Origin of the sequence: Kitasatospora sp. NPDC008050 (assembly GCF_042957465.1) — a bacterium.
Taxonomy (GTDB): Bacteria; Actinomycetota; Actinomycetes; order Streptomycetales; family Streptomycetaceae; genus Kitasatospora.
The window spans coordinates 1-1,227 of sequence record NZ_JBIBIJ010000075.1 but is presented as its reverse complement, the minus strand read 5'-3'; the positions used below and the strand labels follow the sequence as shown (position 1 = coordinate 1,227).

Annotated in this window: 1 protein-coding gene; it reads right to left on the bottom strand. The window is 61.4% G+C overall.

The window, feature by feature from the left end; translation table 11 throughout:
• The coding region (locus ACFZB9_RS36930) for a condensation domain-containing protein (RefSeq protein WP_391454553.1) at window positions 1-1,175 on the bottom strand (1,175 nt) is incomplete at its 3' end.
• Window positions 1,176-1,227 lie beyond the last annotated feature (52 nt).

The following is a 1,227-nucleotide window of genomic DNA, read 5'->3' as shown; positions in this document are numbered from 1 at the left end:
GACACCGGCACCGCCGTGTCGTTCCACCCCACCAACACCCGCTCACGCTCAACCGCATCAAGCACCTCAACACCCGAAACCCGCAAGCCCGGATCAACCACAACCGCCTCAAGCACCCGCACGAACCGCGCCACGATCTGCTCAGCAGTCGACCGATCAAACAGATCCCGCGCGAAAGTCAACGACCCACACAACCCACCGACACCAGCCAACTCACTCACATCGAACGACAAATCAAACTTCGCGGCAGGCTCACCAGGAGACAACACCACCGCCTCCACACCAGGCAGCTCCAACACCGTCCCCACATTGTTCTGCACAACCAACATCACCTGGAACAACGGATGACGCGCCATCGACCGGACCGGAGCAAGCTCCTCCACCAACCGCTCGAACGGCACATCCTGACACCCATGAGCAGCCAACGCAGTAGCACGCACCCGACCGAGCAACTCCGTGAACACCGGATCACCAGACACATCAGTACGCAACACCAAAGTATTGACAAAAACCCCAACCAGATCATCCAACGCCTGATCAGTACGCCCCGCAATCGCCGTACCAACCGGAATATCCGTACCAGCACCAAGCCGCGACAACAACACCGCCAACCCCGCCTGCAACACCATATGCAACGTCACACCCTCAGCCCGCGCCAACCGGACCAACCCCGCATGCACCCCAGCCGAAACCTCCAACCGAACCGAACCACCACGATGAGAAGCCACCGCCGGACGCACCCGATCAACCGGAAGCACCAACTCCTCCGGCACACCCGCCAACACCCCACGCCAATACGCCAACTGCTCGGACAACACACTGCCCACATCACCAACCTCACCCAACAACTCCCGCTGCCACAACGCATAATCCGCATACTGCACCGCCAACGGCCGCCACCCCGGAGCCACCCCCGCCAACCGCGCCGCATACGCCACCGAAACATCCCGCCCCAAAACCGCCGACGACCAACCATCACCCGCAATGTGATGCATCACCACCACCAGCACACACTCACCCGGCGCAAGAGCGAAAACACTGACACGCAACGGAACATCAACCGACAAATCAAACGGATACCGCGCCACCCGCGCCACCGCCTCAGCCAAACCCACCTCACCGAACCCAGAACCATCAACAACCGTCACCAACCCGCCAACCTCATCAACCCCCACCACCCGCTGACACGGCCGCCCACCAACCACCGAGAACAACGTCCGCAACGCC